The organism is Streptomyces sp. ID05-26A (assembly GCF_033794685.1).
In the GTDB taxonomy this organism is placed as follows: domain Bacteria; phylum Actinomycetota; class Actinomycetes; order Mycobacteriales; family Pseudonocardiaceae; genus Lentzea.
Window position 1 is genome coordinate 2,038,508 of the sequence record NZ_JARAYZ010000001.1, and the last position, 25,859, is coordinate 2,064,366.

Annotated in this window: 29 protein-coding genes; 15 read left to right on the forward strand and 14 right to left on the reverse strand. The window is 68.4% G+C overall.

All coding sequences use genetic code 11. The features are described 5' to 3' along the window. Positions 1-62: 62 nt before the first annotated feature. On the forward strand, positions 63-2,231 hold the full coding sequence (locus PV646_RS10100) for a COG1470 family protein (RefSeq protein ID WP_500341161.1): 2,169 nt from the start codon (positions 63-65) through the stop codon (positions 2,229-2,231). Between the two features lie 11 nt (positions 2,232-2,242). Then, on the forward strand, positions 2,243-3,142 hold the full coding sequence (locus tag PV646_RS10105; RefSeq protein WP_500341162.1) for an ROK family protein: 900 nt from the start codon (positions 2,243-2,245) through the stop codon (positions 3,140-3,142). Between the two features lie 5 nt (positions 3,143-3,147). On the opposite strand, the gene PV646_RS10110 is transcribed toward PV646_RS10105, so the two are convergent. Then, a complete protein-coding gene (locus PV646_RS10110; RefSeq protein WP_500341163.1) occupies positions 3,148-3,927 on the reverse strand; it encodes a LamB/YcsF family protein in 780 nt (259 codons plus the stop codon). A 97-nt stretch (positions 3,928-4,024) separates the two neighbouring features. Between PV646_RS10110 and PV646_RS10115 the strand changes: the two genes are divergently transcribed. From PV646_RS10115 to PV646_RS10135, 5 genes are all read left to right on the forward strand, one after another. Then, positions 4,025-4,711: a GntR family transcriptional regulator gene (locus PV646_RS10115; protein WP_500341164.1), complete on the forward strand. Its 687-nt coding sequence runs from the start codon at positions 4,025-4,027 to the stop codon at positions 4,709-4,711. Between the two features lie 105 nt (positions 4,712-4,816). After that, positions 4,817-5,083: a DUF3311 domain-containing protein gene (locus tag PV646_RS10120; protein WP_500341165.1), complete on the forward strand. Its 267-nt coding sequence runs from the start codon at positions 4,817-4,819 to the stop codon at positions 5,081-5,083. After that, entirely contained in the window at positions 5,083-6,717 is a 1,635-nt protein-coding gene (gene mctP, locus PV646_RS10125; RefSeq protein ID WP_500341166.1) for a monocarboxylate uptake permease MctP, read from the forward strand. The genes PV646_RS10120 and mctP overlap by 1 nt, the downstream gene beginning before the upstream one ends. A 71-nt stretch (positions 6,718-6,788) precedes the next feature. Continuing rightward, entirely contained in the window at positions 6,789-8,036 is a 1,248-nt protein-coding gene (locus PV646_RS10130) for a pyroglutamyl-peptidase I (RefSeq protein WP_500341167.1), read from the forward strand. Next, on the forward strand, positions 8,033-8,875 hold the full coding sequence (locus PV646_RS10135) for a septum formation family protein (protein ID WP_500341168.1): 843 nt from the start codon (positions 8,033-8,035) through the stop codon (positions 8,873-8,875). Before PV646_RS10130 ends, PV646_RS10135 begins: the two co-directional genes overlap by 4 nt. Before the next feature lie 294 nt (positions 8,876-9,169). Here PV646_RS10135 and PV646_RS10140 read toward each other — a convergent pair whose 3' ends face one another. The 4 genes from PV646_RS10140 to PV646_RS10155 form a co-directional block, all read right to left on the reverse strand. Next, on the reverse strand, positions 9,170-9,379 hold the full coding sequence (locus tag PV646_RS10140; RefSeq protein WP_500341169.1) for a hypothetical protein: 210 nt from the start codon (positions 9,377-9,379) through the stop codon (positions 9,170-9,172). A gap of 75 nt (positions 9,380-9,454) precedes the next feature. Then, positions 9,455-11,266 carry a phosphoenolpyruvate carboxykinase (GTP) gene (locus tag PV646_RS10145; RefSeq protein ID WP_500341170.1) on the reverse strand — a complete coding sequence of 604 codons (1,812 nt, stop codon included), beginning with the start codon at positions 11,264-11,266 and terminating at the stop codon, positions 9,455-9,457. A 311-nt stretch (positions 11,267-11,577) separates the two neighbouring features. Further along, positions 11,578-12,264, reverse strand: coding sequence for a DUF6802 family protein (locus PV646_RS10150; RefSeq protein WP_500341171.1), 687 nt, complete (start codon positions 12,262-12,264; stop codon positions 11,578-11,580). A 21-nt stretch (positions 12,265-12,285) separates the two neighbouring features. Further along, positions 12,286-12,543 (reverse strand): hypothetical protein, encoded by a 258-nt coding sequence (locus tag PV646_RS10155; protein WP_500341172.1) that lies wholly within the window; start codon positions 12,541-12,543, stop codon positions 12,286-12,288. Positions 12,544-12,631: 88 nt separating this feature from the next. On the opposite strand from PV646_RS10155, the gene PV646_RS10160 reads away from it, so the two are divergent. Together PV646_RS10160 and PV646_RS10165 are read left to right on the forward strand one after the other, a co-directional pair. Continuing rightward, the gene (locus PV646_RS10160; RefSeq protein WP_500341173.1) at positions 12,632-13,501 is read left to right on the forward strand and encodes a helix-turn-helix domain-containing protein; all 870 of its coding nucleotides are present in this window, start codon (positions 12,632-12,634) and stop codon (positions 13,499-13,501) included. 58 nt (positions 13,502-13,559) lie between these two features. Beyond that, entirely contained in the window at positions 13,560-13,691 is a 132-nt protein-coding gene (locus PV646_RS10165; protein WP_500342353.1) for a DUF397 domain-containing protein, read from the forward strand. On the opposite strand, the gene PV646_RS10170 is transcribed toward PV646_RS10165, so the two are convergent. The 3 genes from PV646_RS10170 to PV646_RS10180 are packed head-to-tail and all read right to left on the reverse strand — an operon-like array spanning position 13,653 to position 17,352. Beyond that, the gene (locus tag PV646_RS10170) at positions 13,653-15,473 is read right to left on the reverse strand and encodes a dynamin family protein (RefSeq protein ID WP_500341174.1); all 1,821 of its coding nucleotides are present in this window, start codon (positions 15,471-15,473) and stop codon (positions 13,653-13,655) included. The two genes, PV646_RS10165 and PV646_RS10170, sit on opposite strands and share 39 nt — an antisense overlap. Beyond that, complete coding sequence (gene grpE / locus PV646_RS10175; RefSeq protein WP_500341175.1) at positions 15,470-15,835, reverse strand: nucleotide exchange factor GrpE; 366 nt, start codon at positions 15,833-15,835, stop codon at positions 15,470-15,472. The genes PV646_RS10170 and grpE overlap by 4 nt, the downstream gene beginning before the upstream one ends. Further along, entirely contained in the window at positions 15,832-17,352 is a 1,521-nt protein-coding gene (locus PV646_RS10180; protein ID WP_500341176.1) for a dynamin family protein, read from the reverse strand. The genes grpE and PV646_RS10180 overlap by 4 nt, the downstream gene beginning before the upstream one ends. Before the next feature lie 36 nt (positions 17,353-17,388). Between PV646_RS10180 and PV646_RS10185 the strand changes: the two genes are divergently transcribed. Continuing rightward, complete coding sequence (locus tag PV646_RS10185) at positions 17,389-17,838, forward strand: hypothetical protein (RefSeq protein ID WP_500341177.1); 450 nt, start codon at positions 17,389-17,391, stop codon at positions 17,836-17,838. Here PV646_RS10185 and PV646_RS10190 read toward each other — a convergent pair. Both PV646_RS10190 and PV646_RS10195 read right to left on the reverse strand, forming a co-directional pair. Beyond that, entirely contained in the window at positions 17,823-18,191 is a 369-nt protein-coding gene (locus PV646_RS10190; protein WP_500341178.1) for a GntR family transcriptional regulator, read from the reverse strand. The two genes, PV646_RS10185 and PV646_RS10190, sit on opposite strands and share 16 nt — an antisense overlap. Continuing rightward, positions 18,188-18,856 (reverse strand): hypothetical protein, encoded by a 669-nt coding sequence (locus PV646_RS10195; RefSeq protein WP_500341179.1) that lies wholly within the window; start codon positions 18,854-18,856, stop codon positions 18,188-18,190. The genes PV646_RS10190 and PV646_RS10195 overlap by 4 nt, the downstream gene beginning before the upstream one ends. A 116-nt stretch (positions 18,857-18,972) precedes the next feature. Between PV646_RS10195 and PV646_RS10200 the strand changes: the two genes are divergently transcribed. Then, positions 18,973-20,148, forward strand: coding sequence for a sensor histidine kinase (locus PV646_RS10200; protein WP_500341180.1), 1,176 nt, complete (start codon positions 18,973-18,975; stop codon positions 20,146-20,148). Between the two features lie 9 nt (positions 20,149-20,157). Then, on the forward strand, positions 20,158-20,814 hold the full coding sequence (locus PV646_RS10205) for a response regulator (protein WP_500341181.1): 657 nt from the start codon (positions 20,158-20,160) through the stop codon (positions 20,812-20,814). 8 nt (positions 20,815-20,822) lie between these two features. On the opposite strand, the gene PV646_RS10210 is transcribed toward PV646_RS10205, so the two are convergent. Genes PV646_RS10210 through PV646_RS10220 form a run of 3 tightly spaced genes read right to left on the reverse strand, consistent with a single transcriptional unit; the run spans position 20,823 to position 22,733 of the window. Further along, the gene (locus PV646_RS10210; RefSeq protein ID WP_500341182.1) at positions 20,823-21,743 is read right to left on the reverse strand and encodes an SDR family oxidoreductase; all 921 of its coding nucleotides are present in this window, start codon (positions 21,741-21,743) and stop codon (positions 20,823-20,825) included. Continuing rightward, positions 21,727-22,206, reverse strand: coding sequence for a pyridoxamine 5'-phosphate oxidase family protein (locus PV646_RS10215; protein ID WP_500341183.1), 480 nt, complete (start codon positions 22,204-22,206; stop codon positions 21,727-21,729). The genes PV646_RS10210 and PV646_RS10215 overlap by 17 nt, the downstream gene beginning before the upstream one ends. Continuing rightward, on the reverse strand, positions 22,206-22,733 hold the full coding sequence (locus PV646_RS10220) for a TetR/AcrR family transcriptional regulator (protein ID WP_500341184.1): 528 nt from the start codon (positions 22,731-22,733) through the stop codon (positions 22,206-22,208). The genes PV646_RS10215 and PV646_RS10220 overlap by 1 nt, the downstream gene beginning before the upstream one ends. Positions 22,734-22,781: 48 nt before the next feature. On the opposite strand from PV646_RS10220, the gene PV646_RS10225 reads away from it, so the two are divergent. Then, positions 22,782-23,564: an HAD family hydrolase gene (locus PV646_RS10225; RefSeq protein ID WP_500341185.1), complete on the forward strand. Its 783-nt coding sequence runs from the start codon at positions 22,782-22,784 to the stop codon at positions 23,562-23,564. Here PV646_RS10225 and PV646_RS10230 read toward each other — a convergent pair. Further along, positions 23,561-23,995: a PPOX class F420-dependent oxidoreductase gene (locus PV646_RS10230; protein ID WP_500341186.1), complete on the reverse strand. Its 435-nt coding sequence runs from the start codon at positions 23,993-23,995 to the stop codon at positions 23,561-23,563. The genes PV646_RS10225 and PV646_RS10230 overlap by 4 nt on opposite strands. A 131-nt stretch (positions 23,996-24,126) precedes the next feature. On the opposite strand from PV646_RS10230, the gene PV646_RS10235 reads away from it, so the two are divergent. Together PV646_RS10235 and PV646_RS10240 are read left to right on the forward strand one after the other, a co-directional pair. Next, a complete protein-coding gene (locus PV646_RS10235; protein ID WP_500341187.1) occupies positions 24,127-25,038 on the forward strand; it encodes an ABC transporter ATP-binding protein in 912 nt (303 codons plus the stop codon). A gap of 14 nt (positions 25,039-25,052) precedes the next feature. Then, positions 25,053-25,799, forward strand: a complete 747-nt coding sequence (locus PV646_RS10240) for a hypothetical protein (RefSeq protein ID WP_500341188.1) — start codon at positions 25,053-25,055, stop codon at positions 25,797-25,799. Positions 25,800-25,859 lie beyond the last annotated feature (60 nt).

The following is a 25,859-nucleotide window of genomic DNA, read 5'->3' on the forward strand; positions in this document are numbered from 1 at the left end:
AACCGTTAGAACGCCACCATCGTGGTATTTCCCCGGCCGATGAACAGTGGTGCGATCGTCCGGTGATCGCCGCCGAGTCCACCGAACTGTTCGTCGGACCTCGGACCGCACTGCTGCAGGTGGTGCGGCTGACCTCGCCTTCGTTGGCGGGGCCCGTGCACGCGCACGTGTCCGGGCCCGGGCTGCACTCGCCGCGGCACGGCGGATCGCTCGCGCTGGGGCCGTTCGGTTACGAGCTCGCGGTCGACGTGTCTGAGCACCCGCCCGGTGCCGTCGTGCCCGCCCAGGCCGTCGTGCGGTCCGGTTCCGGCGAGGAGTCCTGCACGTTCTCGCTGGTCGTGGGCTCGCCGGGGTGGACGGTGCACCTCGTCGGGCACGTCGCGGGTGATGCGCCGTTCGACGCGCTGCGGGCACATCTGGACCTGGCACTGACCGATCCCGCCTACCGGTTCGCCGTGACGTCCGTGGAGTTGCTGCAGCCCTACTGGGACATGTTCCCGCAGCACCGCTCGTCGCTGCTGCGGCTGATCTCCGAGGGCCGGGTCGAGGTCGTCGGGTCGGAGTCCAATGTGGTCGGTGTGACGCCGGTGCTGTCGTCGCTGCCGTCCGGGCCGTCGCTCGCGGCCTCGTCACTCGGTGAGGCCGAGCGGTCGGTCTACTCGTCGTTCCTGGAGTTGCGGTCCGGGGCCGCCGCTCCGCACGTGATGCTGCCCGTCGGGGCCGCTCGTGATGCTCCCAACCCGTGGGTGACGGCGATCCATCACGACTGGAGCGCGCGCTACACGTGGCCGCGGATCGTCTGCTCGTTGCCACGCGACTACTACGTGCGCGGCTCGGTGCCCGTGCCGGCTGCTCCGCTGGACGACTCTCCTGCTGCTGTGTTCGCTTCGCACGCGGCTCGGCTGACCGGGGCGTCGTTTCCCGCCGCCGCGCTGTCCCGCGCTGCTCTGGCGCATCCACGAGAGGCCTTCGACCTGCAGTCCGACGTCGTCTCGCGGTCCTTGGAGGCGCTGACGTCCTCTGTGGACTCGTCGGTGGTCGTGTGGAACCCGCTGCCGTCGGCCTGCACCGACATCGTGTCCGTGCACCTGCCGCACGAGCGCAACGTGCACGTGGAGTTCGACGGTGCCGTGCTGCCGACGTTGGTGGACGGCGTGACCGTGACGTTCTTGGCGCGTGATGTGCCCGCACGTGGGTGGCGCACGTACGAGTTGGTCGAGGACGACATCGATCACGGCTGGCAACGCGGCTATGGCACCGAGATCGCGTCCACTCACTACGTCCTGTCGTACGACCCGATCGCTTCACTCGTCGCCGTCGACGGTCCTGTGCTCGAAGCGCCTCGTCTCGTCGGCCCGATCAGCGTGTGGCACAGCGAGGTCGGCGAGAAGATGGTCGGCTCCACGACCTTCACGCTGTGGAACGAGGTCGAGCACCTCGGCCCTTCGTCGCTGCACGCCGTGCTGGGGTCCCGGTCACCCGCCACCGGCACGTTGTCCTCCGTGAAGACCCGGCCGACGCTGGCCGGTCCGCTGCTCGGCCCCGTCTCACCTGCCGTGACGCCGGTGTTCGCGCGCTACTGGCTGCACGAGCCCGCGCCGTTGGGCGGATTGCCCGCGAACGTCCACCTGGAGGTGCTCGGCCCGGCCCGGCTGCGCGTGGTGGCCGTGTCGGACGGCGCGGAGTTCTCCGGCGTCGTCCGGCTCTCGCTGCCCGAGGGGTGGTCGGCGTCGTGGACCGAACTGCCGGTGTCGCTGCCGGCGGGTGGTCACGTGTCGGCCGAGGTGCGGCTGGAGGCGCCGCGCACGCCGGGCTGCCACCCGGTGCGGGCGACGTTGGAGGGCCTGCCGTTCGAGGTCTACGACGTCGCGCTGCTGACCGTGCCCGAGTGGGATTCCGACGACCCGGTCGAGGTGCTGTGGGTGGCCTCGTCGCCGCCGGTCGTGTCGGTGCGACCGGGTGAGTCGTCGTCGTTGCGGGTGGTCGTGGCCTCCGGCGCGCACGGCGACCTGCCGGTGCAGGCCCGGTTGTTGTCGCCGCGTTCGTCGTGGGAGTTCGCCGGTCCGTTCTGCGTGGGTGGCCTGCTGCCGGCGCAGGGGCGGCTGCCGCTCGGCTTCACGCTCTCCGCGCCCACCTGGGCCACACCGGGCTCGTGGTCTGCCGTGGTCCGCGTGACCGCGGGCGACCTGGTGCGGACCACTGCGCCCATCCGGCTCGAAGTGGCTGGTTAAGCTGCTGCACCGTGACTGATCTGGTGCTGGCACTGGACTTCGGCGGCACCAAGATCGCCGCCGCGCTGGTGGACCCCTTCGGCGCCGTGGTGCGCTCCGAGCGAGTGCCGACGCCGTCCGCGAACCCTTGGGACGCGGTGGTTTCGGTGATCTCCTCGGTGGTCCAGGACTCGGCCGTCGCGGGCGTGGGAATCGGCTCGGCAGGTCCCGTGGACACCGTCGCCGGTACCGTCTCCCCGATCAACGTGCCCTCGTGGCAGGCCTTCCCGCTGCGCGAGTCGGTGGCGTCGCTGTTCCCGGCCGTGCCGGTCGAGCTCGCGGGTGACGGCGTGTGCATGGCGCTCGGCGAGCACTGGCGCGGCGCCGGGCAGGACAGCAGGTTCATGGTCGGGCTGGTCGTGTCGACCGGGGTCGGCGGCGGGCTGGTGCTGGACGGACGGCCGTTCGGCGGGCGCACCGGCAACGCGGGACACATCGGGCACGTCGTGGTGGAGCCCGACGGCCTGCCCTGCACCTGCGGCGGGCGCGGATGTGCGGAGACCGTGGCGAGCGGTCCGCGGATGGTGGCGTGGGCCCGGCGGATCGGGTGGCAGGCGCCGGACGACGCGGACGCCGCCCTGCTGGCCGCCGCCGCGCTGGCCGGTGAGGAGATCCCGCGGGAGGCCTTCGAACGCGCCGGGCGGGCGGTGGGGATGGCCATCGCCGGTGCGGCCGCGGTGTGCGATCTGGACATGGCGGTCATCGGGGGTGGTGTGGCGCAGGCCGGGGAGTTGTTGTTCGAGCCGGTCCGGCGGACCTTGAAGACGCACGCCGGGTTGTCGTACCTGGACGGGCTCGAGGTGCGTGCCGCGCAGCTGGGTGGCGAGGCCGGGCTGGTGGGAGCCGCCGCGTTGGTGCGGCAGACCGCCTGACCTGGTCAGACCGCTTGGCGGCTGTGGCGGAGCGGAGACTCCACTCGGGCCACCGGTACGCCCGCCGTTTCCAGCGCCGTGCGGACGGCTCGGGCCACCTCGACGGCGTTCGGGGTGTCGCCGTGCACGCAGATCGAGTCGGCCTGGATCCGGACCGGGCGGCCGGAGACGCTGCGGAGCCAGCCCTCGGTGGCCAGTTGGACGCACCGGGCCGCGATCTCGGCCGGGTCGCGCAGGACGGCTCCCGGTTCGGAGCGCGGCACCAGCGTGCCGGACGGGGTGTAGGCGCGCCCGGCGAACGCCTCGTGCCACACGCGCAAGCCCGCTACCGAGGCTCGTTTCAGCCAGACCGCACCCGGCGGACCCAGGACCGCGAGCGCTGGATCGAACAGGCGGACCGCGTCGACGACGGCGTCTGCCTGGGGCTCGTGGCGGACCAGGGTGTTGTAGAGGGCGCCGTGCGGTTTCACGTACGAGACTCGGGTGCCCGCGGCTCTGGCGAACGCCGACAGGGCGCCCAGCTGGGCGATGACCTCGTTGGTCAGGGTGTCCGGAGCCACGTCGATGAAGCGGCGGCCGAAACCCGCCAGGTCCCGGTAGCCGACGTGGGCACCCACCGCCACTCCTGCCGCTGCGGCCTGGACGCAGGTCTCGCGCATGGTGTCGGCGTCACCGGCGTGGTAGCCGCAGGCGATGTTCGCGCTGGTCACGACGGCCAGCAGGGCTTTGTCGTCGCCCAGGGTCCAGTGGCCGAAGCCCTCGCCCAGGTCCGCGTTCACGTCCATGGCCGTCCTCCTCGTGCGCGCTCGATCGATGGATTGTGGGATTGTTGAACGATTCTACGATAGTGCAATAGAACGATCCTGCAAATAGACTGCCGAGGTGACCGAGACGTGGGTGTCGACGCTGGCCCAGAACAAGGCTGACCTGGAGCGCGCGAGCACCGCGCAGAAGGTCGCCGACATGCTGCGCGAGCGGGTGCTGCTCGGTGAACTGGAGCCGGGCCTGCGGCTGAGCGAGGAAGCGATCGGCGGGGCGCTGGGCGTCAGCCGCAACACGCTCCGCGAGGCGTTCCGGCTCCTCACCCGCGATCGGATCCTGGTGCACGAGCACAGCCGCGGTGTGTTCGTCCGCCGCCCGACCGGCGAGGACGTCCGGGACCTCTACGCCGCCCGCCGGGTCATCGAGTGCGGCTCGCTGCGACTGTGGAACGACGTCGGCGACGCGCAGCGCGAAGCCGTGCGGGCACCGGTCCGCCAGGCCGTGGCACGCGCCGAGAAGAACGACTTCAGCAAGACCGGCAGCGCGAACATCCAGTTCCACCGCGGCATCGTCGGCCTCGCCGGCAGCACCCGCCTGAGCGACGAGTCCGACCGTCTCTTCGCCGAGCTCATGCTCGCGTTCCGCGTGGCGCACGAGGTGGAGGCCTTCCACCAGACCTACCTGCCGTGGAACCGCAGGATCGTGGAATTGTTGAACAATGGAACGGTTGAACAAGCCGTCCACCAGCTCGACGAGTACTTCGACGCCGCCGAGAAGGACCTGGCGAGCCGTCTACTGGCGGATTAGTCCAAAGAGAACGTTAAGTCGAAGGCAACGATTGCGATCACGAGGCTGACGGCACCCTTCATCAGGCCTAACATCCGCGCAACACCGCGTACACGGAGGGCCACCATGCCGTCGGATCACAAGACCGGCTTGCGCTGGAGCAACTGGAACCTGCTGCTGATACTTCCGCTGTTCATGCTCGTCACGCCGTGGTTCAACATGGACGAACCCAGGATCTTCGGGTTGCCGTTCTTCTACTGGTACCAGTTCCTGTTCGTCCCGCTCGGCGTCGTGTGCGTCGGCCTCGTCTACGTCAAGACCAAGGACGAGCCCGTGGTCACCGGTAAGCCGGACAAGCTCGGCGTGGACGACCTGGACGAGGGAGCGAACTGATGCAGTGGACCGAGCTGATCGTTTTCAGCGCTCTCTTCCTGCTCGTCACGGTCATGGGCTTCCTGGCCGCGCGATGGCAGAAGGGCGACACCCTCGAGCACCTCGACGAGTGGGGCCTCGGCGGTAGGAAGTTCGGCAGCTGGATCACGTGGTTCCTGGTCGGTGGCGACCTCTACACCGCGTACACCTTCGTCGCCGTGCCGGCGCTCATGTTCGGCGCGGGTGCGACCGGGTTCTTCGCGCTGCCGTACACGGTGATCCTCTACCCGCTCGTCTTCCTGCCGCTGGTGCGGATGTGGTCGGTCAGCCGCGTGCACGGCTACGTCACGCCCGCCGACTTCGTTAAGGGCCGCTACGGCTCGCACTGGCTGGCGCTGATCATCGCCATCACCGGCATCGTCGCGACCATGCCGTACATCGCGTTGCAGCTCGTCGGCCTCGAAGCGGTGCTGCGGTCCATGGGCCTCAACGGCTCCGGCATCCTCGGCCACCTGCCGCTGTTCATCGCGTTCCTGATCCTCGCGCTCTACACCTACCAGTCGGGTCTGCGGGCGCCGGCGCTGATCGCCTTCGTCAAGGACATCCTGATCTACCTGGTGATCCTGGTGGCGATCGTCTACCTGCCCGCGAAGTTCGGCGGCTGGGGCGAGATCTTCAACGACGCGCAGGCCAAGTTCGACGCGACGCCGAGCAAGACCGACGGCATCCTGCTGACCGGCACGAACCAGCTGCAGTACGCCACGCTGGCCCTCGGATCGGCGCTCGCGCTGTTCCTCTACCCGCACTCGCTGACCGGAATCCTCGCGAGCCGCGGCCGCAACGTCATCAAGCGCAACATGGTCGCGCTGCCGGCGTACTCGCTGCTGCTGGGCCTGCTGGCACTGCTGGGCTTCGTCGCGATCAGCGCGGGCACCAAGCCGCTCGTCAACCAGGCGACCGGCCGTCCCGACACCAACACGATCGTGCCCGAGCTCTTCGGCGCGAACTTCCCGTCGTGGTTCGCGGGCATCGCGTTCGCGGCCATCGGCATCGGCGCGCTGGTACCGGCGGCGATCATGTCCATCGCGGCGGCGAACCTGTGGACGCGCAACGTCTACAAGGAGTACGTGAAGAAGAGCGCCACCCCGGCGGAGGAGGCCAAGCAGGCCAAGCTCGCCTCGCTGGTGGTGAAGTTCGGCGCCGTCGCGTTCATCGTGTTCGTCGACCCGCAGTTCTCGATCGACCTGCAGCTCATCGGCGGCGTCATGATCCTGCAGACGCTGCCGGCGGTCGCGATCGCGTTGTACACGCGCTGGTTCCACGTGTACGCCCTGATCGCCGGTTGGGTCGCGGGCATGGGCTACGGCATGTGGCTGCTCTACAACATCGGCAACCCGGCCGTCGGCAAGGCGCACTTCGCCGGATCCGCGTTGCCGCTGGGCAACATCTCGATCCTCGGGTGGCACCCGTTCGGTGGCTCGACGACGCAGATCTACGTCGGCATCATCGCGCTGCTCGTCAACCTGGTCGTCGCGGTGGTCGTCACGCTGATCGCCAAGAAGGCCAAGTGGTTCAACGGCACGGACCAGACCGATCCGTCCGACTACCACGTCGACGAGGACAACCCGAGGGTCAAGCCCATCGCGGCCCACTGAGACGAAGTCCGCAACACTATGGGCCACCTGTCGGTTACGGCGGGTGGCCCTTTGCGTTGAGGATCGATCACGTGAAAACCATCGCCGGACTGGTCGGGCTGACCGCGCTCGCCCTCACCCTGAGTCCCGCCGTCGCCCACGCGCAGGACGCGAACTGCTACGACACCTCCGTCCCGCTGACCGTCGAGGAGCAGCGGCTCGACGACACGCTCGTCACGGGCGGTCCCGCCGTCGGCCCCTCGCTCGTCAAGCTCGCCGGGTTCGACGGCCGCGTCACCGACTTCACCGCCAGGCTCTGCCGCCAGGTCCTGCCGAAGCAGGCACAGCAGTTCGTGGAACGCGAGGGCAACGCGCTGTGGAAGGCGGCCGTCGCCCGCGCGCAGAGCACAACACCCGTGGCGCACGACGCCTACGACGACCGCCCGCTCTACTGGGCACGGCTGCAGCTCAGCTCCGCGCTGCGCCAGTGGAAGCCGCGGTTCGCGATCTCTCCCGCCGACCGCGCGACGCTGATCCAGAAGTTCGACTGGGCCTCGCGGGGCCTGAGCGACTCGGCGTTCCCCAGCAGGCCCGGCGTGCGCAAGGTCGCCGTCACCGGCTTCGACCCGTTCCAGCTCACCGGCGTGAACGTGCGGCGGGCCAACCCGGCCGGTGCCGCGGCGTTGCAGCTCGACGGCCGTGAGATCTCCACGCCCACCGGCAAGGTCGTGCTGCAGGCGGCCGTGCTTCCCGTGCTGTGGGGCGGGTTCGACGAGGGTGTCGTCGAACGGTTCTACGGTTCGGCGTTGCAGCAGAAACCCGACGCGTTCGTGACGATCAGCCAGGGCAGGCCCGGCCGGTTCGACGTCGAGCGGTGGGCGGCGCGGTGGCGTGGTGGCTTCGCGGACAACAACAACGTCAACTCGTACGGCAGCGTCCCGAACGCGGCGGGCTGGCCGCAGCCGGTCGCCGAGTTCATCGAGACCACGCTGCCGTTCCAGAAGATGATCGACGCGGGCACCGGCCCGTTCGCGGTGAACTACAACCTGGCCTTCTGCGAGTGGGTCGTCGTCGGTTCGCAGCAGTCGTGCCGCACCGACCAGCCGACGCCGGGCAGGATCGCCGCGTCCGGTGGCGGCGGTGACTACCTCTCCAACGAGAGCATGTACCGAGCCAACCGGCTGCGAATCGGTTACGGCGCAACGAACGTCCTCGGTGGACACCTCCACACGCCGGTGCTCGGGCAGCCCGCCGACCCGGCCGCGCTGACCGATCCGGCCTTCGAAAAGCAGCGTCGGGACATCGCCGATCAGGTGAAGGCCCTAGTCTCTGTGGTGTGACTCGTGTGCGGCTGGCGGTGGCAATTGTCCTGAGCGCGTTGACCCTGTCCGCGTGCGCGATCCAGGTGGGTGGTCAGGCGGTCCCCGGACCGTTGCCGTCCACCGCCTCCGCCTCCGCGCCCGCACTCCCCAAGTCGGGGCAGTGCATGAACGCCTACGAGCTGAAGGTGCTGCAGTGCACCGAATCGCACGAGGCCGAGGTCATGAGCGTCGGTGAGCTCACCGGCCTGCCCACGACCTACCCGGACACGCAGGCGCTGCGCAAGGCCGCGCTCCCGCCGTGCCGCCAGACGCTCAGCGAGTACCTGGGCAGCGGCGACTCGGACTCGACGCGCCTGCGGGTCTGGGCGTTCTGGCCGAACGAGCAGGGCTGGAAGGACGGCCAGCGCTGGCGGCTGTGCACCGTCGTGGAGATCAGCCCGGACGAGAAGCCGCTGGCGCGCAAGGGTTCTGTGAAGGACGTGCTGAAGGGCAACGGCTTCGGCACCTTCCAGACCTGCACCCAGGGCTCGCCGTCGAAGGACCAGGAGGTCAAGGTCGTCGCCTGCACCACCGCGCACATGGCGGAGGCGGTGCCCGGCGGCGTCGTGTCGCTCGGCAAGTCGACCGACCCCGCTCCCTCCAAGGAGCAGATGAACTCGATCGCGACCGAGAAGTGCACGAAGGCCGTGCACGACTACCTGGGCTCGACCAAGCGCTCGGACGTGTTTCCGGCGTGGCGCAACCCCGGCTCCCAGGCCTGGTCAGAGGGTTGGACCAACGCCGTCTGCTACGCGGAGGCCGCCAAGACCTTCAACGGCACCCTCCTCGGCATCCGGGACAACCCGCTCCCGAACTGACCCGGCGATCACGACCATCAAAACGGCGGCCAGGGACAGCACGAGCATCGCGATTCCGGCGATTCCGGCGATTCCCACGGCACACCTCCCTCTCCGCCTCGGTGACGATCTCTGTGATCGCCATCACATACCTAAGACGTTCCCGGGAGGGGCCAGGTTCATTCCTGGAGCAAGACCGTTTTCAGCGACGGCCAAGATGCCCACAGGCTTGTCCACAGCTATCCACAACATGTGCACAAAGCCGTCCACAACTGTGGACAACTTCGTCTCATGTGGACGATGAGCTGCGCTGATTCAGAGAAAATTGCTGCACAGGACCACGCCGGCCACCACGCCGACGGCTAAACCGAGGCCGAACACGAGCGTGAAGCGCCACCACGGCGTGCGGGCCGGTGGGGCGGGCGGGACCGGGTAGTAGCGCACGATTCCGGTGGCCGGTCCGACCTCCACATCACGCGTCGAACCGTCGAAGTTCAGCCCGCCGGGGAAGTCGCCCTGAGTCACACGACCAGTAGTACCCCAAGAAGAAGCCCCACCGGTCGCCGTTGACCGATGGGGCTTCGAAAACACCTCGGCTTGCTAGCCCAGGCGCTGCTTCAGGGCCGCCAGCTCGTCGCGGAGCGTGGTCGGGACCTTCTCGCCGATCTTCTCGAACCACTCCTCGACCAGCGGGATCTCGGCACGCCACTCGTCGGCGTCGAACGCGAGCGAGGCCTCGATGTCCTCACGCGACGCGTCCAGGCCCTCCAGGTCCAGGTCGGCCGCGGTCGGCACGTAGCCGATCGGGGTCTCCTGGGCGGCGGCCTTGCCCTCGAGGCGCTCGATGGCCCACTTCAGGACGCGCGAGTTCTCGCCGAACCCAGGCCACAGGAAGCGCTTGTCCTCACCGCGGCGGAACCAGTTGACGTAGAAGATCTTCGGCAGCTTGTCGGCGTCGGCGCGCTTGCCGAGGTCGACCCAGTGCTGGAAGTAGTCACCGGCGTTGTAGCCGATGAACGGCAGCATCGCCATCGGGTCGCGGCGCACGACACCGGTCTTGCCGACCGCGGCGGCCGTGGTCTCCGACGAGAGCGTGGCGCCCATGTAGGTGCCGTGCTGCCAGTCGCGCGACTCGGTGACCAGCGGGATCGTCGTGGCGCGGCGGCCACCGAAGAAGATCGCCGAGATCGGGACGCCGTTCGGGTCCTCCCACTCCGGGGCCTTGATGTCGCACTGCTCGATCGGCGTGCAGTAGCGCGAGTTCGGGTGCGCGGCCAGCTCGTCGCCGTCCGGCGTCCAGTCCTGGTGCTTCCACGAGGTCAGGTGGGCAGGCGCCTCGCCGATGCCCTCCCACCAGATGTCGCCGTCGTCGGTCAGCGCGACGTTCGTGAACAGCGAGTTGCCCTTGGCGATGGTGCGCATCGCGTTCGGGTTGGTGTGGTAGTCCGTGCCGGGCGCGACGCCGAAGAAGCCGTTCTCCGGGTTCACCGCGTACAGGCGGCCGTCCTCACCGAAACGCATCCAGGCGATGTCGTCGCCGAGCGTCTCGACCTTCCAGCCGGGGATGGTCGGCTCGAGCATGGCGAGGTTCGTCTTGCCACAGGCCGACGGGAACGCGGCGGCGATGTAGTACGCCTTGTTCTCCGGCGAGGTGAGCTTGAGGATCAGCATGTGCTCCGCGAGCCAGCCCTCGTCGCGCGCCATGGCGCTCGCGATGCGCAGGGAGAAGCACTTCTTGCCGAGCAGGGCGTTGCCGCCGTAGCCGGAGCCGAAGCTCCAGATCTCGCGGGTCTCCGGGAAGTGCGAGATGTACTTGGTCGTGTTGCACGGCCACTGCACGTCTTCCTGGCCGGGCTCCAGCGGAGCGCCGAGGGAGTGCAGCGCGGGGACGTACGGGGCGTCCGCACCGAACAGGTTCAGCGCCTTCGTGCCCATGCGGGTCATGATGTGCATGGAGACGACGACGTACTCCGAGTCGGTGATCTCGACACCGAGCATCGGCTTCTCCGCGTCCAGCGGGCCCATGCAGAACGGGATGACGTACATCGTGCGACCACGCATGCAGCCCCGGTAGAGCTCGGTCATGATGGCCTTCATCTCCGAAGGTTCCATCCAGTTGTTCGTCGCGCCCGAGTCCTCCTCGCGCACCGAACAGATGTACGTGCGCTCTTCCACCCGCGCGACGTCGCTGGGGTCCGAGGCCGCCCAGAACGAGTTGGGCTTCTTCTTCAGCGGCACGAACGTGCCGGCGTCGACGAGCTTCTTCGTGAGACGGTCCCATTCGCCCTGAGACCCGTCAGCCCAAACAACCTCGTCGGGGCAGGTCAGCTCAGCGACTTCCTGAACCCATGCGAGCAGACGCGCGTGGTTGGTAGGTGCGTGTTCGAGACCGGGAATGGTCACTGCCGTCATCTCGTCTCGTCTCCTGACTGAACGCCTCGGCAACCCGAGCACGTGGTGGTCCGGTGCAGGACTTCGTCGTCCTCGGGAATAGCTCACGACGCCCGGTGGGGCCGGGCGTACGTGGAAGGGGATGGACCGAGGTTAGCCCGGTGAATGGCAGGTAAAGCACCCCCAGCCTGTCGCTTCCCTCACAAAACCGATTCTGGAATCGATTCAGCACTCGGACGGCGTTAAGGCGGGCTTGAGGTGGGAAAAACACAAGAGGCCCCGGTGCGGTTCTCACCACACCGGGGCCTGTGACCTGCGCTTCAGTTAGAACGTCAGTTCGGGCTGATCCACTGCCCCGTTGTGGAATCGATTCGGACGACTCCGTCGAACCGTTCTTCCTCGAGCCAGTCGTCCGAGTCGTCCAGAATGCCGCTCTTCGAGTCCGTCACGTACCGGCCGTCGGACTCGATGTGCCCGTGCTCGACCTCGACCCAGTCGTCGCCGCGGTGCTCCGACATCGTGACCTCGCCGGATCGGGTGATCTCGGTCGCCACGTCGGCCTTGCCGTCGCCGTTCGAGTCCGTGAACAACCACGTGTCACCGCCGTCGTCCCGGACGACCGCGGTGTCCGCCTTGCCGTCTCCGTCGGTGTCCTCGGTGGCCCGCCCGACGTTTCGCTCACCTTCGTCGGTGTCCACGACAATCGCCTGGGCAGCAGACGAATTCGTCTTTTCCTGCTTCGGATCGTTCGGGTCGACGGCGACCCACTCACCGGAATTCTCCTCGAACCGGGCCTGGCTCAGGAGATTGCCGTCCTTGTCGAACGTGCTCATCAGATCGGCGTCACCGTCGCCGTTCGTGTCGGTGAACGCGAGATGGCCACCGTCATCGGTCTCGACGACGGCGGAGTCGTTCACGCCGTCGTGGTCGAGGTCGAAGGTGACGTCGGCGGTGTACTCCTCATCCTCGACGGTGACCTTCAGCTCGGCGTCGGCCGCACCGTTCTCGTCGATGTACACCGGGACACACCTCCTACTTGCTCATGTACCGGTATGACCCACGTTATGCCGGTTTGGTTCCGCGGCCAACCTCATGAGGGCGTGCAGGTCGTTCTCGCACTGGTCGATGGCGGCGTTGAGGGCGTCGCGGAGTTCGCGGACCTCCAGACCGGTGAAGGTGAAGGCAGGGCCTTCGGGGCCGGCGATCTCCACGGCTCCCGCGCTCACGCTGACCTCGCACACCGCACGGTCCGCGTAGCTGTCGCTGCAGCGAAGGAGCCACTCGCGCTTGACGCCCATGGATCAACCTCATCTTCGCCCCAGACCGGCTCTATTAGACTTAACTTTAGAGCTACTTGAGGCTAAAGTCGCTCGCCTAAGCGAATGATTGGACGGCAACCAAGTGGGTCAAGCCCGGCAGACCGTGGAGCGCCTCCAACTTGGGTTGACCTTGCAACGGCTGAGGACCGAGGCGACCAAGACACAGGAGGAAGCTGCGGAGATCATCGGTCGCAGCGCCGCACGCCTCAGTCAGATCGAGAACGGCAGGGGCGCGCTGGGCGTCGACGAACTCGCCCGGTTGCTCGACTTCTACGGGGTGTCAAACTCCGAGCGGACCACCCTGCTCGCGCTCGGCAAAGCCAGCAGGCGCCGGCAGACGCGCCAGCGCTACATGGACACGCTGCCGGACGCCTATGTGCGCTTCATGGACCTGCTGGCGGCCGCAAGCAGAATCTCCTGGTACGAGTGCGGGGTGATCCCAGGTCTGGCGCAGTCGCCCAGCTACGTCAGCGGGATCATCCAGGCCAGCAGCTCGATCCGGCCCGACGAGGAGACGACCGGTCGCATCGCCTTCCGCCAGAGCCTTCAGCAACGGGTGCTCACGTCCGGCAAGGCGGAGCAGATCGACATCATCTTCACCGAGGACGCGCTCCTGCACGTGGTCGGTGACGAGTCGGTCATGCGAGAACAGGTCCTGCACCTGCTGCAGCTGGCGGAGTTGCCTCGGGTGAACATTCGCGTGGTGGGTCTGGACACGCGCAACAATCCGGGTCTTGGCGGTGGCATGGTCTCGTTGACCTATGATTCCGCGAATCCGATCATGTTCACACCTGCGATCTACGGACCGGCGACCTACTACGACCAACCGGCCCACACAGAACGAATGCAGCAGCTCTTCGAGCGCATTGCCGGTCTTGCGTGGAGCCCCGAGGAGAGCAGGGCGGCGTTGATCGCCTTCCTTGCGAGGAGCGCCTAGGTTGGCCGCGTGGATCAAGAGCACCCACAGCTCAAGTGATGGTGACGCGTGCGTTGAAGTGCTGCGCACCAAGGCCTTGGTTTCGGTGCGCGACTCGAAGAACCCCGATGGTCCCCAGTTCGGATGCTCACCAGGGGCGTGGCGCGCGTTCCTAGGCTCGGTCTCGGACGGACCTGATCCGGCCCAGTAGCTCCTCCGCCTTCGACCGCCCCTGCTCCACCTCGGCGAGCTGACGGGTCGCGGACTGCAGTTCGCGGCCCCGTTCGCCGGCCTCCATCCGCAACGCGCGGTCGACCTCGCGCAGTTCTGCCTCGATGGCTTCGATGCGCTTGGCCAGGGCCTCGTCCAGGGCCAGCGACAGGGCCTGTTCGGCCTCGATCAGCTGCTCGGCTGCGAGTTGGTCCACTGTGGAGCGGGCGTCGGCGATGGCGTCGGAGAGCCACTGCTTGACGTGCTGCTTTTCCGCTGTGTGGGTGCGGGTTCGGGCCATCCACCAGCCCGCGCCCAGGCCCAGGGCGATGGTGACGGGCAGGACGATCGGGTTCAGCGCGGCTATGCCCAGTCCTGCCAGCGGCATGACGGCGAGCTTGCCCGCGCCCAGGCCGCCGGAGACGCCCATGAAGACCAGCAGCTTGTCTTCTGCTGTCGGCGGGCGCTTTTCCTTGGGGCGCAGGATGACCGGGGGTTGTTCGCCTCGGGCGAACTGGCCTCGGATCAGAGTCAGTTCTTCCGCGCTGAACAGGGTGGCCAGCACTGCGTCCGTCACCTGGGAGAGGCGTACGGACAGCGCTGTGGAGATGCGGCCGGACACGACCTGCAGTGCCGTGTCGACCTGCTGGGGCAGTGCGGCCAGGGCCGTGCGGTCGGCCGCGTCGATGGCCTGGCGGTACCAGGTCTGCAGGTCGCGCATCTGGCGGGAGATCTCGTGGGAGTTCTCGATGCGGGCGCGCTGGACCTCGCCGCGCAGCCGGACCTGCCAACCCCTGGTCGAGGAACGGCGTTCGGTCTGCAGTTCTTCGCGGCGGGCGCGCAGGACGGCGGCCTCGTCCTCGCCCACGGACAGAGCGCGCTTCTCGTGTTCGAGGCGGATTTCCAGCTCTGCCAGCACGGTCGTCAACGCGCGCAGGGCGTTGGCCTCGGCCAGCATCCCGGCGCGGCCCGTGACGAGTTCCTGAAGGGCGGTCTGCAGGACGGAGATTCCTGAGCGTTCGCGGAGCATTGAGGCCGCGTCCGGGTTCGGGGCCTGGGCGGCCATGCCGAACATGCGGGACGACACCGGGTACCAGGTGGCGTCGGCGAAACGGGGGGCGTGCTCGGCGAGCAACGTCTGGTTCGCGTCGAGGATCTGGCGCCAGCCGCGGTACTGGTCGGTCTTGGTCAGGGCGAAGATGACGGTCTCGACGCGGTCCCCGACGCGCTTCAGGAAGTCCAGCTCACCGCGGGTGAACGGGGACGAGGCGTCCACGACGAAGATCAGGGCGGTGGCCGAGGTGACGGCTTCGAGCGCCAGTTCGCCGTGCACGGACTCCAGGCCGCCGACGCCTGGGGTGTCCACAACGGACATCCGCTCCAGCAACGGGATCGGCGCGTCGACCTCGACGTAGCGCGGGGGGAGTTCGCCCTCGGGCAGGTCGTGGGCGGCGGAGACCCAGTTGATCAGCGCGGGCAGTGGGAAGCCGACCGGCGCGAGCAGGCCGGGGTAGCACGCGCGGGCCGCCCAGGACGGGCCGTGCTGGAAGACGAGGTAGGTCGAGGTGGCCACGTCGGCGTCGACCGGCGAGAGTCCCGGGGCCGACAGCAGGGCGTTGACCAGCGACGACTTGCCGCGGTTCGTCTCGCCGACGATGACGACCGACGACACCTCCGGTGCCGCTCGCCGCGTCACCCAGTCGGCCATCGACGGATCGAGCTCGCGCACAAGAGAGGTGAGGCGTTCGCGCGTCTGCCGGACTGTCTGCGAGAGGTTGCTCATCGGGCCGTGTAGACCGTCACGATCGGAGCCCGCAGCACGCGGCCGCGGTCGCAGAAGCCGGGTACCTCGGTCTCGGCGACCAGGCCCTGCAACGACAGGTCGTCGGTCGGCACGGCGCCACCGGCCTCGTGCTGCGACGGGTCGAACCGCTCGCCGTCCACCCTCAGCGCCGTGACGCCGATGGACGACAGGCCTTCCTCGATGCGTTCGACCACGCCCGCACTGGCGCGGTCCAGCGCGTACAGGCACAGCTGGACCAGCGCACGGCGCTCGGCCAGCGCCTGGTCGAGCACCTCGTCGGTCATGGTCTCCACACCATCGTCCGACGCCAGACCGGTGTGTTCGGTTCCGTTCACGCTCATCGGTGCCCCCCAGCACGTAGTTGCTGCCAGATGAGGAAATACGCCCGGTGGACGACGTGCGCCACTCGAGCCTGCGCGGGAGTCGCGCCGAAGGAGGCGAACGAACGCCACCACCCGGCCCGTTCCAGTGCGAACGCCACCAGCTCCGTGCCCGGTCTGCCCACCATGCCCAGCTGAGCGGCGACGTCCGGGGTGCTGCCGACGCGCAGCACCTCCTCCGTCAGGTCCGGGGCCAGGGTGACGGCGCCGGAGGAGACCAGCGTCAACGCCTCCAGCAGCCGGAGCTGATGAGCCTCGGGACGGGCCAGCAGGAGTTCGATCGCGTCGTGCACGCGCTGCCGTTCGCCGGAATCACCCGCGGCCAGCGACGTGACGGACGCCAGCGCGGCGGCGGCCTTGATGCCGTCGGCGCGTGCCCGGAAGACCGCGTCCAGCCGACCTCGGACCTCGGCGAACCCGGACGCGTCGAACAGCACCCGCCGCAACGCACCGGCGGGCAGCGCGGGTTCGGCGTCCAACGCCTCCAGCGCGCGACCGATGCCGTAGAGGTCGAGCTTCTCCAGCAACCGGGAGCGCACACCGGCCGCCACGTCGCACTCCCACGACGTGAAGAGGTCACCGGACATCAGCATCATCGTGCGGGTGTCGGCGTCCAGTGCCGCCAACGCCCGCAGCGCCTCCGCGTCGGCCGACGTGAACTCGCCGGTCTCCGCCGACTCGGCGAGCAGGCTGATCACCGGCAGCACGTCCGCCACCCGCGGCCTGAGCAGTTCGGCCTGTTTCGCCGCGAGGATCTGCGCGGCCCGCCAGACGTCACCCTCCGAGCCCTCGACGGTCTCCGGCGCGACGTTGTCGACCTTGTTCAACGCCGCGATGGCGTTGACCGGCCCTGCCTCGCGGGAGGCCGTCGCGGCGGAGAACGCGGCCAACGTCGAGTGGTCGTCCGCGCGCACTCCCTGCGTCACGACGTAGAGAACGGCCTCGGCGCCAGCGACTGCGTTGCGCGACACGGGATCCAGCAGTTCCTCGGTGCGTGCGACCGACGCCGCGTCCAGCGAACCGAGCCCTGGCGTGTCGATGACGGTGATGTCGCGCAGCACGGCGTTCGTCAGGTATGCCTCGATGTGCGAGATGCCTTCCACACCAAGAGAAGCGGGGATCATGCCGTTGGCGTCGAACGGCAGCACCTGCCGTCTGCCGTCACGCAGAACCACTTCGATGCGGTCGACCGTGCCGTACTGATAACGCGTCACGAGCCGTGTGCACTCGCCGATGTCGGTGGGCGCGACACGGCGTCCGATCAGCGCGTTCACCAACGTCGACTTGCCGGACTTGATCCGACCGGCGACCGCGACCTGCAACGGCGCGTGCAGCCGGCGCAGCACCTCCTGGAAACCGGCGGCGGTCTGCGGTGAGACCTGGGGCTGCAGGGCAACGCACAGGTTGGCCACCGCCGCGCACAGCGGACCGGCCAGTTGTTGTCCCTGCAACGCCGTCACGAGCACTGATCGTGCCACGGTTTGTGTGCGTGCGTGCGCGGGTAGCCACAGCGCATGGGTGACAGCTACGTGACGTTCCTAGTGCTGGGGATCGTCCTGGTCGTGGTCGACGGCCAGCTGATCTACCGGAGCGGCAAGGGATACCTGAAGCGCGCGGCGTACGACGAAGAGCAGGCCGGCGGCATGATGAAGCTGACGGCGGTCCTGTTCCACCTCGTAGTGCTCGGTCTGCTCGCCTTGGTGTCGATCATCGAGATCGAGACCGGCGATGCGACGAAGAACGTTGTCGTCAAGCTGGGTGTGGTGCTGTTGCTGCTGGCACTGGCCCACGGCGCGACGATGGCGATCCTGGCCAGGATTCGGGATCGTCAGATGCAGCAGCAGCTCGCGGACCAGATGGCCGAGGAGCACCGCATCTACGAAGAGCGGCAAGAGGAACGTCAGGCACACATCGGCGAACCGCGACCCGCACCCAAGATCGAGTCGCCTTACTCACCCAAGTAATGGGCTCGCACGGCGTTCAGTGCCTCCCCCTCACTGGCGCCGAGTGACCGAGCGATGGCGACGAACTCCGCCGCAGCGGCGGAGAGCGGGTCCGGTGCATGCGAAGGCAGGGCAGCCACCACGGTGCCCTGCCTTCGTCCTGTCGTGATCACGCCCGAGGTCTCCAGCTCCCGGTACGCCCGTGCGACGGTGCCGGCGGCGAGCCCGAGGTCAGCCGCGAGCTGCCGGATCGTCGGTAACCGGGACCCGACGGGCAGCACTCCACCGTTGATCAACCGGACGAGCTGGTCCCGGACCTGACGCCACGGCGGGACACCGTTCTCGACGTCGACGACGATTCGGGGTGCGGTCACCGCACGATCTTCGACGACACCGTGTTCGTGTTCGCCATCAGCACCCACGCGGCGATGCCGACGAACAGGAACCCTCCGCCGACCAGCGCACAGGCCATGGCCGCGCCGATTGCCGCCGAGACGTGCACGCTCCGGGTCCGCAGCGCCCGGTCGACCTCTTCGTCACCGTCCGCCGGACGCGCGACCGCCGCCCACCAGACCGCCAGGACGGCGGCGACGGACACGACGAACACCGGCAGCTGGGAGATCTGGAGGTTCACCACCAGCCACACCAGCGTGATCGCGACGATCGCCGCGTAGGCGCCCAGCACGTACCGCGAGCCGATGTCGAACAGGCCGCGCGGCGCGAGCGAGGCCACCCGTTGCCTCCCCTCGCGGGGCAACGCGACCGCGATCAACTCGGCGAGCAGCGTGCCGCCGAGCACGATCGCCGCGAGAGACCCGAGGCCGCGCCCACTGGCGAACGGCACGAACGACATGCCGACGAAGAGCACCGGGTAGAGCAGCCGCCGCCGCTTCAGGTAGCGGACGGCGTCGTCGATCTGCCCCGGCGTCGGATCGGACACCCGCCAGCTCTTCAGCAAACGCTTGCCGGTCGACTTCATGGGCCACAGGACGATGAGCAGCACGAGGCCGAAGCCCGCAGCCGCCAGGACCTCGTACATGGCGCACCCCCATTTTTTGTATCAACCCCTCGACACAATAACTCACACTGAAGTCGTACGCAGCGTCAGCCCGTGGCGCGACGCGAGGAAGTTCGATCCGCACCTAATCTTGTCCGGTGCGGAGGTTCAGCCTGTGGATGAAGGCTCACCCGGCGTTCGGGGACTCCCTGATCGCCGGCATTCTGCTGATCTTCGACATGGGCTTCGGGGTCGCGGGCATAGACCGCGGCGTGTCGTTCTCGTCGTTCCTCGCAGTGACCCTGCTGATGGTCGGGCCGGTGCCCTTCCGCCGGTACCACCCCCTCGGCACCAGCTACCTGATCCTCGGCGGCGCGTTCCTGCAGCTGTTCACGCACGGCGGGGCCAACGGCATCCCGGTGCGGATGTCCGACTTCGCGCTGGCCATCGCGCTGTACACGCTGGTCGCGTACACGAACCGCAAGACCGCGCTGATCTACTCGGGCTGGCTGCTGGCCGGCACGTTGCTGTGGGCGATCTTCCAGGTCGGCGAGATCCAGGCCGTGTTCCTGGTGTTCTTCGTGTTCATGATCTTCGGCTTCAGCTGGGCGATGGGCGAGTTCATCGGCGCCCGCCGGGCCTACCAGCGGGAGATGGAACAACGCCTGCTCCTGCTGGAGACCGAACGTGACCAGCAGGCCAAGATCGCGGTGGGCGAGGAGCGGTCCCGGATAGCGCGTGAACTGCACGACGTCGTCGCCCACGCGGTGAGCGTGATGATCGTCCACGCCGACGGCGCCGCGTACACGATCAGGTCCCAGCCCGAGGTGGCGGAGAACGCGGTCCGCACGATCGCCGACACCGGCCGCCTGGCGCTGACCGAGATGCGCCGCCTGCTGGGCGTGCTGCGCAGCGAGGACGCCGAGACGCAGTGGGCTCCCCAGCCCGACGCACGAGGTGTGGTCGAGCTCGCCGAGAACACCCGCGCGGCCGGCGTCCCGGTGCGACTGGAGATCAACGGTGACGTGGACGACCTCCCCGTCGGGGTCGGCCTGAGCATCTACCGGATCGTTCAGGAAGCACTGACGAACATCATCAAGCACGCCGGAGCGGGCACGACCGCCATGGTCCGCCTGGCGCGCACGCCGGAGGAGCTGCGGCTGGAAGTGATCGACAACGGCTTCGGCACACCCCACGACGTGGTCAAGGTGTCGGGCGGCAACGGCCTGATCGGCATGAGGGAAAGGGCTGCGGTGCTGGGCGGGGAGTTCGAGGCGGGCCCCAACCCCGGCGGGGGCTGGCGCGTGCGCGCGACATTCCCGCTAGCCGCATAGGGTGATCGAGTGATTCGGGTGCTGCTGGTCGACGACCAGGAACTCATGCGCATGGGCTTTCGCATGGTCCTGGGCGCACAGGAAGACATCGACGTGGTCGGCGAGGCGGCCGACGGCCTCGACGCCGTGCAGATGGCCGACAAGCTGCGGCCCGACGTGGTGCTGATGGACGTCCGCATGCCCGTGATGGACGGCGTGGAGGCGACCAAGCGGATCGCCGAGGCCGACACCGCGAAGGTGCTGGTCATGACGACGTTCGACATGGACGAGTACGCGTTGTCGGCGTTGCGCAACGGCGCCAGCGGGTTCCTGCTGAAGGACACCCCGCCGTCCGACCTCGTGTCGGCCCTGCGCGCGGTGGCCTCGGGTGACGCGGTGGTCTCGCCGTCGGTGACCAAGCGGCTGCTGGGCAGGTTCCTCGGCGACGGCGGCGGTGAGCTGCGCGACGCCTCGATGCTCGACGTGCTGACCGAACGCGAGCGCGAGGTGCTCGTGCTGATCGCGAAGGGCCTGTCGAACACCGAGATCGCCCGCAAGCTCTTCCTGTCGGAGGCGACGGTGAAGACGCACGTCGGGCGGATCCTCGCGAAGCTGGAGCTGCGAGACCGGGTGCAGGCCGTGGTGCTCGCCTACGAGACCGGTCTCGTCCGCCCCGGCGACGCGTAGGGCGTGCCCTACCGGTACTTCTCCGGATCGGCCTCGACGGTCTGACCCGCCATCCGGGGCTTCACCACGTCGTCCCACCAGTGGCCCCAGTCGGGCTGCGAACCGTCGAGGTCGGTGAACCCGTACTCGCGCTTGAGCTTCCACGACGACAGGCACTGGCCCGAGAAGCGTTGGCGGTCCTTGTCGGCTGCGAGGTGCGCGATGCCGCGGCCGAGGTAGTGCGGCGTCTCGGACAACGCGTAGTCCGGCACCTTCTCGATCGCGTCACGCCAGTTGGCCTCCGTGACGCCGAAGCCCTCCAGCATCTGTTCGGACCGCAGGAACCCCGGCGTGGCCGCCAGCGCCGTCACGTTCGGGTGGTCCTTCAGGTCCTTGGCCAGCACCTCGCCGAACCGCCGCACGGTGTTCTTCACGGCGTCGTAAGTGAGGTTCACGAAGTACGCCTCGCCGTCCTCGCCGTCGGTCACCTCGACCACGAGCCCGTCGTCGGACCTGAGCAGGATCGGCATCAGTTTGTGCAGCGCCACGAGATGCGTCTCGACGCCGTTGCGCCACATGTGCAGCTGCTTGTCGAGGTCGTGCTCCCAGAACTTGCCCCACTCGACGAGGTTCTCGCCGCCCCAGGCGTTGTCGACGAAGATGTCGAGCCGGTCGATCCTCGCGGCCAGAGCGTCCACATCGGACGGATTCGTGAGGTCGCACCGGACGGCGATCCCCTTGCCACCGGCGGCGTCCACGAGCTCGGCGGTCTCCTCGATCGTCTCCGACCGCCCGACCTCCGACTGCTGCTCCCGCGTGGTCCGTCCGGCGACGAACACGGTCGCGCCCGCCGCCCCCAACTCGATCGCGATCGCCCGTCCCGCACCGCGCGTGGCGCCGGTGACGACCGCGACCTTCCCGCTCAGATCAGGATCACTTCTTTTCGACACGGCGAGTTCCCCTTCCCTCGTGCCAGGAGAGGACGATCATTCCGTCGCCCTCGACGGTGAGCTGCACGACCTCGGTGACGTCGAACCGGAAGAGGTCGATCTCCTCCGGCTTCGGCCGCCACTCCGTGCGTTCGAACAGCTCGTCCAGATAGGTGTCCTTGTCCGCCCAGAACTCGGCGGTGCCGCTGATCTTCGCGTCGCCCGCCTCCGTCATCGACGCGACCGTGCTCATGCAGTGCAACGCGAACCTCGGGTCGCGCCGCAGGTCCCTCGACTTCAACGAGTCCGGCATCATGCCCGCCCACAGCTCGCCGCGGGTGAAGTCCGGTTCCACACCGCTGATCCGCGGCGAACCGTCCTTGCGCAGCGTCGCGAGCATCGCGTGCCGGTCCACGGCGAACCGGCTCTGCACGAACGCCGCCATCTCGGGCTGTTCCGCCGCGAACTCCGCCCAGCTGGCCATCAACGCATCCCTTCCAGCACCAGATCGATGTCCTCGGACATGCGGACCAGCAGGGCGCCACGCGGGCGCACCGACCAGTCCATCGAGATCCCGTACACCAGCGCGGCGAGGACGCGGGCCGCGTTCGGCGGCAGGCCCTCGGCCGCGCACAGGACCTCCAGCTCCTCTTCCAGCGCCGCGTAGTGCAGCGCCAGCAACGCACGCAGTTCCGGGTCGATCAGATCGACCCCGAGCTGCGCCAGGTTGTTCGTGGCGACCACCGGGTCGGCGAGCCGGTCGAACCAGGTCATCAGCGCGTCGCGGACCGTGCCGGCCTCACGCATCCTGAGCCTGACCTCGTCGGTGCCCGCCTTCGTGAGCGCCTGCAGCAACCCGCTCTTCGACCCGAACCGCTTCGCCACCGCCCCCACCGAGACCCCGGCCTCCGCCGCCACGTCCGCGACGGTGAACTCCGGTCCGCGCCGGTCGATGACGGCCGCGACGGCGTTCAGGATCCGTTCGTCGGTGATGGTGCGAGGTCGTGCCACGGCATTAGTGAACCACAGTTCACTAACCTTCGCCTAGGGTGGTGACACGTGACCTGGAGACCGCGAATGATCGCGCTGGACATCGACGGAACCCTGACCCCGGTCGGCTCGAACGAGATCTCGCCCGCCGTGAAGGCGGCCATCACCCGAGCCGCCGACCACGGCGCTCACGTCGTGCTGTGCACCGGTCGCAGCCTCATCGGGATCAGCGCGGTCGCCGCGCAGCTGCCCGTCTCGTACGCCCTGTGCTCGAACGGCGCGGTGTGGTGGGATCCGGCGATCTCGTCGGTGACCAAGCGGACGACGTTCGAACCCGGCCCGACCATCAGGACGCTGCGGGCGTTGCTGCCGGACTCGGTGTTCGCCGTGGAGAAGACCGGTGTCGGCAGCCTGTCGCTCGGCGAGTTCCTGCCGGGTGACCTGTGGGGCGAGACGAGACAGGTGACGTTCGAGGAGATGGCGGTGCCGACCCCACGGCTGGTCATGCGCTGGCTCGACCGCACGCCGGCCGAGTTGTCGTTCGCCGTGCGGGAGCTGGAACTGCCGGGCGTCGAGTGGCACGTCGACCACACCGAGGCGTGGTTGACCGCGGTGCCGCCGAACGTCTCGAAGGGCACGGCGCTGGACGAGCTCAGCGCGTCGCTCGGCATCAGCCCGAAGGACGCGCTCGCGATCGGGGACGGCTCGAACGACGTCGAGATGCTGACGTGGGCCGGGCTCGGTGTCGCGATGGGACAGGCACCGGCCCATGTGCGGGCGATCGCGGACGAGGTGGCGCCGACCGTGCTGGAGGACGGCGCCGCCCAGGTGCTGAACCGCTTCTTCCCCTAGTCGGAGACGTTGTTCACGGCGACGACCTTGTCGACCTTCACCCGTACGACCAGTTCGCCGGGCACGCCGTTGCGCTCGGCGAACTCGTCGGCGCGGTCGGCGCCCATGTACCGCGCGGCCGTCCTTCCGGCCCAGTACTTGAGCTGGTCCGGGTCCTCGTCCACCACGGCCTGGCCGGTGATGGTCACGAAGTCGAACGGCGGCAGCTCGTTGTCGAAGCAGAGGGCCACCCGGCCGTCCCGCAGGATCGACTTCCCCTTGACGGTGTCGCGGCCCGTCAGGAAGACCACGTCCGGTCCGTCGAGGTCCACCCAGACCGGGGCGATGTGCGGCGAACCGTCCTTGCGGGTGACGGCGAGCTTGCCGGTGCGGGCGGGTTTGGCCAGGACGAACTCGCGCCACCAGCCATCGGGCGCCTCCGTGTATCCCATGTGGCTCATTCAACTACGACGGAGGTAGCGGCACCCGACGACGGAAGTTGACGTGGACCGCAGACCGCAGGTCGATGTGCGCGCACCCCTCGGAACGACAGAGTGATCCCATCACCGAGAGGGGAAAGACCATGATCGAGGCAATCGGCCTCACCAAGAGATACGGCAGGACGGTCGCGGTCGACGACCTGTCGTTCACCGTCCAACCTGGACGGGTGACCGGATTCCTCGGTCCGAACGGCGCAGGCAAGTCCACCACGATGCGGATGATCCTGGGGCTCGACCGTCCGACGGCAGGCCGCGTGCTGATCGACGGGAAGCCCTACACCGAGCTCAACCGTCCACTGCAGACGGTCGGCGCGCTGCTCGACGCCAAGTGGGTTCACCCGAACCGCTCCGCCCGCGCTCACCTGCGCTGGCTCGCCAAGTCCAACAACCTGCCCAAGAACCGGGTGGACGCGGTCCTCGAGGCCGTCGGCCTCACGCAGGTCGCGGGCAAGAACGCCGGCGGGTTCTCGCTCGGCATGTCGCAACGGCTGGGGATCGCCGCGGCACTGCTCGGCGACCCGAAGGTGCTGCTCTTCGACGAGCCGGTCAACGGCCTGGACCCCGAGGGCATCCTCTGGATCCGCACGTTCATGCAGAACCTCGCCGCCGAGGGCCGCACGGTCCTGGTGTCGAGCCACCTGCTGTCGGAGATGGCCCTCACGGCCAGCGAGCTCGTGGTGATCGGCCGGGGGAAGCTGATCACGCAGAGCACCACGCAGGAGTTCATCGACAGCTCGACGGGCAACTCGGTCCTCGTGCGCAGCCCTCAGCTGTTCAAGCTCGGCCCGTTGCTCGTCGACAAGGGCTTCACGGTTCGTGACGGCGCGGACGGCGCGTTGTCCGTATCGGGTGCCACCAGTGACCAGATCGGGGACATCGCCGCTGCGAACGGTGTCGTCCTGCACGAGCTGAGCCCCCAGCGCGGTTCGCTCGAAGAGGCGTTCATGCAGCTGACCGGCGATGCTGTCGAGTACCACGCAGAGATCGGGAAGTGAGTCTGATGACCCTGTTGGCAGTTGAGAGAATCAAGCTCTTCTCGACCCGCTCGCCGTACTGGTGCAGCGCGCTCGCCCTGGTCCTCGGTGTCGGACTCACCGCGATCATCGCGGCCTCGACCGACAACGGCCAGCTGTCCCTCGGCGTCACGCAGTTCGGCAGCAGCCAGCTCGCGCTGTCCGTCGTGCTGGTGATGGCGGCCCTCGCGGTCACGACCGAGTACCGCTTCAGCACGATCCGCGCCACGTTCCTCGCGGTGCCGAACCGGACGTCCGCGCTGGTCGCGAAGACCGTCGTGGTCGCGTTCATCGCCGGTGTCCTCGGCGAGATCATCGCGTTCGGCTCGGTGGGCATCGCCAAGGTGCTCTCGCCCGCCTCGGACCTCGCGATCACCACGGGCGACGAGTGGCGGCACGTGGCGGGCGTCGGCCTGCTCTACGGCATCGGCGCGGTCATCGCGATCGCGGTCGGCATCCTGGTCCGCCAGACCGCCGGCGCCGTCGCGATCCTGCTGGTCTGGAACATGCTGCTGGAAGGCCTGATCGGGATCATCCCGAAGGTCGGCGTGAAGATCCAGGCGTGGCTGCCCTTCATGAACGCCAACCACTTCCTGCAACTCGGCGGCGAGAACATGGCCGAGCAGGCGGGGGCGGGCGTCGACTTCAAGCTGAGCCAGTGGGGTTCGCTCGGCTACTTCGCCGGAGTCGCGGTCGCGCTCCTGGTGGTCGCACTGATCGTCGCGAAGCGGCGGGACGCGTGACCCGTTCCGAATAAAGGGGGAGAGGGACCTGGGTCATCCGTCGGGGGGTGACCCAGGTCC